Consider the following 7,860-nt stretch of genomic DNA (forward strand, 5'->3'; position numbering starts at 1 on the left):
GCGCGCGGTTCAGCCTTCCTTCAAAAGTTTATTCACGGATGATGTGACGCCGCTGACGCCTTTGGAGATAAGCGCCACCTGGGTGACGCCGTTGTAAACATCCCGAAGACCAGCCATCATCGTTTCGAAGTCTTGCCCTTGTTGGGGAATGCCCGAGATTCCGGTTCCCGCCTCACCTGGAACGGGAAGCTTCTGCGCCGGTCCCGGTAGAGCGCCCTTCGAAAGGGCTATGTCATGGTCGAGCGCGGGGAAGGAAACAGTGTTGTGTGGATATAGGGAGGAAATCGTCTGCAACACGCGATCGCCCATGCCGCTCGTCGGCGCAGCCGCGCGCTGAACATCCATCGCCGCAGCAACTGGCGCCGCACTCGCTGGCCCCGCGGCGGCATCGTTTTTCAGCGAGTCGGCTGCATGCCCTAAGGCGCGCTCAAACTGGGCCTGCTCGACAATCGACGGTGATCCGACCCTGGGGAGGCCAGCCGTTAGAGTGGCAGAGATCGACGTGACAGGCATCATCATGTAAGGACTCGGTTGCTCTCTCTGACCGGGCGAGCCCCGCCCATTCATCACCCGGTGTCGGCGCAACACTCCTAGGGGGGCAAGCTGACAACAAGCTGACTAACGGCGGCGTCATTTCGACAATCTAAAATCTCTTCGGCAATTTAGTCACTTGTGATGATTTCAGCGTTTGGTTTATCAGTGCGACATGCCGAGAACGCTTATCCAACCCGTCACCCTGCATGTTTTGAGACTTCTTTGTGCCGGGTTTTTTCTGTCCACCGGGATTCACCCGGCGCATGCAGTCCCGCTGTCCCTTCCGGCGACACCCTATAGATACACGGTTCTGGATCAGGAGCTCGCTGCAGCGTTGCAGGAATTCGGCAACAACCTGAATATCAGGGTCAACATCAGTCCTGCGGTGAAGGGGCGAATTCGCGGACGTATGCCTGATTTGCCACCGCGCGCGTTCCTCGACCGCTTGACGAACCTTTACGGTCTACAATGGTACTATGACGGCCTTGTGCTCTATGTGTCTGCTGCACAAGAATCGCAAACTCGAATGCTTTTGATGACGTCGATTCGCTTCGATGCGTTCAAGGGGGCTCTCGACAAGCTTGATATCTCCGACGAGCGCTATGTGGTCAAACCCGTGCCAGGCAATGGCCTCGTCTTCGTTTCCGGTCCACCGCGCTTCGTCGCACTCGTGGAGCAGACCTTTAACGGCTTGGTGGCGCAGGCGCAGGCGCAGACTCACATAGCGGCAACGCCAAAGGAATCAGTGCTGATCTTGTTTCGCGGCTCCTCCACTACGGTCGTTCGCGACGGACGACCGGATGCTTCTTATTCTTCTGACATCCCACAACAGGATAGCGTTGGCGGGAAGCCTGAGCTGGGCAAGAAATGAACATTGAGGATTTCCCGCAGCTCTGAAGAACATGACTGCGGCTACCCCTTTGTGAACTCTTCGCAAACTCGTCAGTTTCTCGAAAGCTAATCCGCTCATGATGAGTCCCGGCAGCTCTCGCGGTGACTCCGGCCATTGTGTTGGACCGAACCTTGGAGCCGGCCCGGAACACAGCAATTGAAGGCAGGGCAGGCGCATTCGTGACCTGCCGACGCTTGGAATTGTCGAATTTTGTGAAACGCAAGGGATCTTCTGTCGGGGTCTCTTGTGGGGATTTCAACGTCACGTCTGAGGATGCATAATGTCGGCCAGTAATCTTTCAACTTTCTACCGCTCAAATTCGCTACAGTCCGCAAGGGGTTGGCCGGGCCTGAAAGTTTCCCATTTTGCGACCCAGCATCAGCAAAGTGCATCGTGCTTCGAAGCGATGCTGTCCACTTGTGTGCTGGCAGACAAGCCCGGCTCTTTCGCGCAAGGGGATCTGCCAGCGTCGAATCTTGATTCGACAATGGATAAATTGCGGCAGGACCCTTTGGGCCATCTGGCACCGGATGTCTTGACATTGAATGGCTTGGAGCAACACCCACTGGATCTGCTGCCGCCAAATATGAGGGCGGCTCTCAAGGAGGACCAATCGCAACGCTCCAAGGCGACTGAAGCCCAACATCTGCTCGGCGTCACTCCGAAGATCGAGCCGGCTCCCAGGCCGAGCCCCGGAATCACGTGGAACGGTGGGTCGCTGACCACGGCTGAGTTGCAGATTGTTGCGGTACTCAACCGTCACAAGGACCAATGCCCGCTTACTTGGAAGTCGTTGACCGACAAAGCCAATGATCCCTCTACGCCACCGGATCTGAAAGCGGCGATCCAGGGACTGCAGCAGGATTCGGGACTTTTTTATGCGATTGGCTCGCAGGGCGACGGCCGCTGTGGAGGCAAGATCAACGCCAAGGACTTGGCCGGATTTTCAAACCACCACCCACAAGTTGCTGCATTTCAGGAAGCCCAAGCGCGAAGCTACGAGCAGAACTACATACCATCCGACGGCAGCGGAGGTTTGCAGCCTTCGGTCATGACCTTGAGCGATGCCTTGCGGGAGTTTTACCGGTACTCCGAAAATCTGTCCAAGGACCTGAGTCTGGATGAGTTCAAGAAAATGGTCGGCGGCGAATCGAAAAACGGCAAATTTCCGCCCCAGGTCATTGCGGCGGCGCAATATTTCCTCGATCACCCCGATGCTTGGAACCAGTTGTGCGGTGGCTCGAAAGGGAAGATGCACAAAGAGGATTTCCTGCAAGTCGCCTCATCGTCGATGAGCCTCACGCAAACTGAGCTGAATACGGTCGAGATGATCAAGGACCATCAGGACACGTTCTTTGGAAGCGGTGTTCTGACTCGCGACAAACTGGCGAAAATGAAAGACGACAAGAGCCTTGATCCGAAAGTGCGGGAAGCAGCCTCTCAGCTCCTTTCAGATCCTCTTTTGTTTGGCCTCCTGAACAATTCGATCACGGGCTATAAGACCCATCATAAATTCTTCGACTTTGGCGGCGGGCATACGGTTGATTCCGGCAATATCAGCAAAAAAGACTTTGCCCATTTTTGCACAAACATGTCGTCTGCGAACCGCAACGTTCAGCAGCCAATCACCCACGGCGCCCAAACCGCAGAAGAGCAGAATGCCGTCGCGGACATGAAGATGGGCCTGATGGACCAGCCTGACATTAAGTCAGCCAAAAAGAACGGCGGGGCCGTCATGCACGTCGTCGACTCCGTGCTCAAAATCGAGACGAAAGTGCTCGACTTGGCGGCAACGGCGGTGGGACTGCTCAGCTTCATTCCGGGCCTCGGACAAGTAGCCGATCTTGCCTCGATGGTTCTCGAGGCTGAGTCGCAAGCAGCCAATCTCCTGCGTACGGCCATTAACGGAGGCGATATGAAGCGAGCGCTGGAGGAAGCTGGCCTCAATATGGCCGCGCAGGCGATCGGCCTTATCGCAGGCCCCGAGGTCAAGCTGGCCATTCGAAATGGGCTCGTAAAGCACCTGATGGAAGAGGCCTTGGCGGCAGGCATTGATCTTTCGGTCTCGACGGCGCAGGACTACGCAGAAGGCTATGTGAATAACCTCAAAGCGCGCCTTGCAGGCGGCCCTGAGCAAAGCCTAGGCCTTCCGAGCATGCCATCATTCCAGAGTGTGGCAAGCAATGTGCCCTTCGTCGGCATTGCCTTATCCTAGCCGTCGCCTTGCGCGGAAGCTTTGGCTCGCGCGCTGACATAAGGGTCATTGTGGCACAAGCAGGGGTTCATCCGCATCAACGCAAGCGGTGTTCCTGACGCCATCTGGATCGGACTGTGAGGGGGATGTCCGAAGTCTGTGAAGACTTCGGTATATGACGACTTCAGAGTTACGCTGAGCCCAGCCATCTCGAGCCGGTGCGCCGGGTCGAGGTTTTCACGGGCGCCGGCCGGTAGCGGGAATGGTCTCCGGAAGGCACGGCGCGGATGGTGGCGGAGCGGCGCAGCCGAAGGAACGGCTGTCGCGCGCCCAGGGCGGCCTCCCGAACAGCAGACGATGATCTCCTGCCTTGGGCCTATATCCTCGTGCCACGCTCAAGGCAGTCGGCTGAAAACAGCGCTGATTTAAAACAGCATTATCCTGCACTGCACCCTCGATCCTTGCGCTCACCGATCGCTCGTCGACACGCACGCGGTCAAGTCGTTATCGGCGCTATGCCGATGGGCTTCGAGAGCAAGGTGGACGCTGAGCGGTGCGTCAGCCTCAGGGCGCGGCTGGCCAGCTTTGGGTCTCACGCTCTATGACGGCAACACCCGGCTGATCCACTTGGCCTGTTCGCGGGCTCCCGGCAGCGGCGCGGAAGCCACGGTCCGCCTTCCTCGGCTTCAGGCCAAAGATACCGCAGCATGCTCCAGAGCTATGTCTGCCGCCTTCGCCCCATCGTCGCTGGTCATGTGGAAAGGACAAGCAGGCTACGCACCCTATAATCCCGTCGGGCAGGATTCGACAGTCGACGGCGAGACATTCGCCAAACCTCCCCCTTGATTCTCAGCAACGTTAAAAAAAATTCACATAATGTTCGTGAGTGTAGTCTCCTGTCAGGTGGTACATTAGCCCCAATATCTGGCGTCTTAGTCGTAGAAAGGACTGTGATCTATCTTCCATTAGCATCCATACCAGCGGATTTACAGCAAATGACGAGAGAGGTCTCATGCGGATTGATGGGGATAGAAGGGCTAGCGGCTTGCTGCATCCCGTCCGGGTTGATGCTAACCAATGTTGACACTGGTAAATCGCCTAAGGACGGCAGCGCATCTTGATCGCCTTCGAATCCTGGGCCTTTGCGCGCATGCGGATCTAACCGTCGGCGAGCTGGCCGATATTACCGGTCTGCCTCGCGAGCAGGTTCGACGCCACGTTCGGCGGCTGGTCAGAGCCAACTTTCTTTGCTGCAACGAACAACGTCCGCAGTCTTCGTACCATATGCAAGCAGGAGGCAAGGATGGCGAGCTGGCTCAATTGGTGGTCGATCTCCTGCCCCACGATGATGGCCATCATAAAAGAGACCTACAACGCCTGGAAGCAATACAAGACGCGCGGTTGAAGGGACCGCCTGCTTGATCGTGAAATAGATCAGTCCAAATGGAGCGCGACTACCATGGATAACTCCGCCGGCGGCGCCATCGCGCAGCCCGACACTTACGGGCGGCCTCACTTAGCCGCCGTCGACTCCCGCGTTCACGAACTGCTTCTAAGACAGGAGCGTCAGGAGCGGACAACTCTCAAACTGATCGCCTCCGAGAACTTTGCCTCCTCGGCGGTGTTGGAAGCGACCGGGTCGATTTTCACCAACAAGTATGCCGAGGGATACCCCGGTGCGCGCTACTACGCCGGAAACGAGATCGTCGATGAGCTTGAGACCCTCGCGATCGAGCGCCTGAAAGCGCTATTTGGCAGTGAACATGCCAACGTCCAGCCTTATTCAGGCTCGCCAGCCAACCAGGCTGTCTATCGCGCGCTTTTGAGCCCCCGTGACAAAGTCATGGGCTTGCCTTTACCCGAAGGCGGCCATCTGACTCACGGTTGGTCCGTCAATTTTTCCGGCAGCGATTATCAGCGCGTCCCGTACAGGCTGCACGAAAAGACACAGCAAATTGACTATGACCACTTGCGCGAGACCGCCAAGCGGGAACGCCCGAAGCTAATTTGGGTCGGCGGAACTGCTTATCCGCGTATTTTTGACTACGCGGCAATGGCCGAAATTGCTTCGGAGGTGAACTCGTATCTGGTGGCTGACATCGCCCACATCTGCGGCCTGGTTGTCGCAGGAGTGCATCCGAACCCCGTGTCCCATTGCGATGTGGTCACCAGCACCTCTCACAAGTCGATCCGCGGTCCCCGGGGTGGCTTCATTTTATCAAGGAATGAAGACCGTTATCAGCCCCTCCATCATCCGAAGAGCAAACACAATCTGGCCAAACGTATAGACCGCGCCGTGTTCCCTCTTCTGCAAGGCGGACCGCATATGAATACTATCGCCGCGCTTGCCGTCGCTTTGCAGGAAGCAGCGAACTCGTCCTTTCGTGTCTACGGTCAGCAGATCGTCCACAACGCCAAGGCTCTGGCCCAGGCACTTCTGGAGCGAGGTTATGAACTCGTCACCGGGGGCACTGACAATCACATGCTGATCCTTGATCTTCGGGACCGGTCGCTGTCAGGCAAAGCCTATGCGGAGCGCTTATCGCGTGCAGGCATCATTGCGAATTTCAATATGGTCCCGGGCGACCGGCGGCATCCGGCGCTGACAAGCGGCATCCGCTTAGGGACACCAGCGGTGACGTCCATGGGCATGCGCGAAACGGAGATGGTGCAGATCGCCGCTTTCATCGACTCGGTCTGCCGCCAGCCCGATGACCAGGAAGTTCATGCGAGCGTACGAAGAGACGTTGCCGACTTCTGCACTGCGTTCGATGTTCCCGGCATCCCCGACCGATAAGCCACCCCAATCCAGAAACTCCTCACTAACTCCAGCACTTGAAGCGAGGGCATTTTTATGACCAGGCAGTTCGTGTTCTCTTCCGAATCCGTCGGCGCGGGACACCCCGATAAGATGGCAGACAACATCTCCGATGCCATTCTCGATGCGGTCCTGCGCACCGATCCGAAGGCGCGCGTCGCCTGTGAAGTGTTGGTGAAGACGGGGATGGTCGTTGTGGCTGGCGAGATCACCAGCCATGCCCACATCGATTACAGCCAAGTCGCCCGCGATACGATACTCGATATTGGCTACGACGATGATGCGATTGGCTTTGATGGTCGACGTTGCGCCGTCGTTCTGGCCCTCACCGAGCAGTCGCCCGACATAAGCCAGGGCGTTGATGAAGGACGAGGGCAGGATCTCGGGCAAGGGGCAGGGGATCAGGGCATCATGTTTGGATTCGCATGCAACGAGACGGATACATTGATGCCCCTGCCGATCCAACTCGCTCACCATTTGACGAAAAGACAGGCCGAGGTCCGGAAAGCGGGACAGCTTGGCTGGCTGCGTCCGGACGTGAAATCTCAAGTGTCGGTACGCTACGAAGGGCTCCGCCCGGTGGCGCTGGATACCATAGTCCTGTCAACGCAGCATGACGAAGCGGTCTCACAAGCCACGGTCCGCGAAGGCGTCATTGAGGAGATCATAAAACCGGTCCTGCCGGCCCACCTGGATACTTCGGGGATCAGATTTCTGGTCAACCCAACAGGGCGGTTCGTGGTCGGTGGGCCTGCCGGCGACTGCGGCCTCACAGGACGGAAGATCATCGTCGATTCCTACGGTGGGACCGGGCGTCACGGCGGCGGTGCCTTTTCGGGCAAGGACCCATCCAAGGTTGACCGCTCGGCGGCCTATGCCGCCCGGTATGTCGCGAAGAACATCGTTGCCAGCGGCCTTGCGGAGGTCTGCGAGGTTCAGCTTGCCTACGCGATCGGCGTGGCCAGTCCGGTTTCTGTCATGGTCAATACCTTCGGAACCGCAAGGATCGAGGAAAAAAGGATCGAGCGCCTTGTTCTCGAGGTTTTCAATCTCCGACCGAAAGGCATCATCAAGATGCTTGATCTCTTACGGCCGATATACCGCAAGACGGCGACATACGGACACTTCGGGCGTGAAGAGCCTGAGTTCACTTGGGAGAAGACGGACAAAGCTGACGATTTGCTGCGTGAAGCCGGACCGGCAGCTGCGTGAGGGCGGCTGGATCAAGCGCATGCGGCAACCCATTTCAACTCGCGAGACCACGCCCGGCCGGCGTGGCAAGAAGCCGGCTCGGGTTTTGGCGGAGATTTTGATGCCGGATTATGACGTGCTTTGCATCGGCAATGCCATTGTCGACATCATCGCCCAGTGCGACGAGGAATTCCTCGAGACCAACGGCATCATCAAGGGCGCGATGAACCT

At 57.6% G+C, this 7,860-nt stretch carries 6 protein-coding genes and 1 pseudogene; 6 read left to right on the forward strand and 1 reads right to left on the reverse strand.

Annotated elements, in window-relative coordinates:
• Nucleotides 1-9: 9 nt before the first annotated feature.
• Nucleotides 10-519 (reverse strand): nodulation protein NolB, encoded by a 510-nt coding sequence (locus EN925_RS00705; protein ID WP_024505368.1) that lies wholly within the window; start codon nt 517-519, stop codon nt 10-12.
• 187 nt (nt 520-706) lie between these two features.
• On the opposite strand from EN925_RS00705, the gene EN925_RS00710 reads away from it, so the two are divergent.
• The 6 genes and pseudogenes from EN925_RS00710 to EN925_RS40490 all read left to right on the forward strand — a co-directional run.
• Nucleotides 707-1,405, forward strand: a complete 699-nt coding sequence (locus EN925_RS00710) for a secretin N-terminal domain-containing protein (protein ID WP_024505367.1) — start codon at nt 707-709, stop codon at nt 1,403-1,405.
• Nucleotides 1,406-1,706: 301 nt separating this feature from the next.
• Entirely contained in the window at nt 1,707-3,641 is a 1,935-nt protein-coding gene (locus tag EN925_RS00715) for an HrpF/NolX family T3SS translocon protein (RefSeq protein WP_024505366.1), read from the forward strand.
• Nucleotides 3,642-4,697: 1,056 nt separating this feature from the next.
• Complete coding sequence (locus EN925_RS00720) at nt 4,698-5,042, forward strand: helix-turn-helix domain-containing protein (protein WP_082826567.1); 345 nt, start codon at nt 4,698-4,700, stop codon at nt 5,040-5,042.
• A 37-nt stretch (nt 5,043-5,079) separates the two neighbouring features.
• Complete coding sequence (glyA, locus tag EN925_RS00725; RefSeq protein ID WP_063169266.1) at nt 5,080-6,417, forward strand: serine hydroxymethyltransferase; 1,338 nt, start codon at nt 5,080-5,082, stop codon at nt 6,415-6,417.
• Nucleotides 6,418-6,474: 57 nt separating this feature from the next.
• On the forward strand, nt 6,475-7,650 hold the full coding sequence (metK, locus tag EN925_RS00730) for a methionine adenosyltransferase (RefSeq protein ID WP_063169265.1): 1,176 nt from the start codon (nt 6,475-6,477) through the stop codon (nt 7,648-7,650).
• Nucleotides 7,651-7,750: 100 nt separating this feature from the next.
• Nucleotides 7,751-7,860, forward strand: a pseudogene (locus EN925_RS40490) (adenosine kinase); the annotation flags it as partial.

This window comes from Mesorhizobium sp. M7A.F.Ca.US.006.04.2.1, from assembly GCF_004022915.1.
Classification (GTDB): domain Bacteria; phylum Pseudomonadota; class Alphaproteobacteria; order Rhizobiales; family Rhizobiaceae; genus Mesorhizobium; species Mesorhizobium ciceri.

Coding starts and splice junctions, on each gene's coding strand:
- EN925_RS00710 (WP_024505367.1), top strand. CDS start 707: ATGCCGAGAACGCTTATCCAACCCGTCACCCTGCATGTTTTGAGACTT.
- EN925_RS00720 (WP_082826567.1), top strand. CDS start 4,698: ATGTTGACACTGGTAAATCGCCTAAGGACGGCAGCGCATCTTGATCGC.
- metK (WP_063169265.1), top strand. CDS start 6,475: ATGACCAGGCAGTTCGTGTTCTCTTCCGAATCCGTCGGCGCGGGACAC.
- EN925_RS00705 (WP_024505368.1), bottom strand. CDS start 519: ATGATGATGCCTGTCACGTCGATCTCTGCCACTCTAACGGCTGGCCTC.
- glyA (WP_063169266.1), top strand. CDS start 5,080: ATGGATAACTCCGCCGGCGGCGCCATCGCGCAGCCCGACACTTACGGG.
- EN925_RS00715 (WP_024505366.1), top strand. CDS start 1,707: ATGTCGGCCAGTAATCTTTCAACTTTCTACCGCTCAAATTCGCTACAG.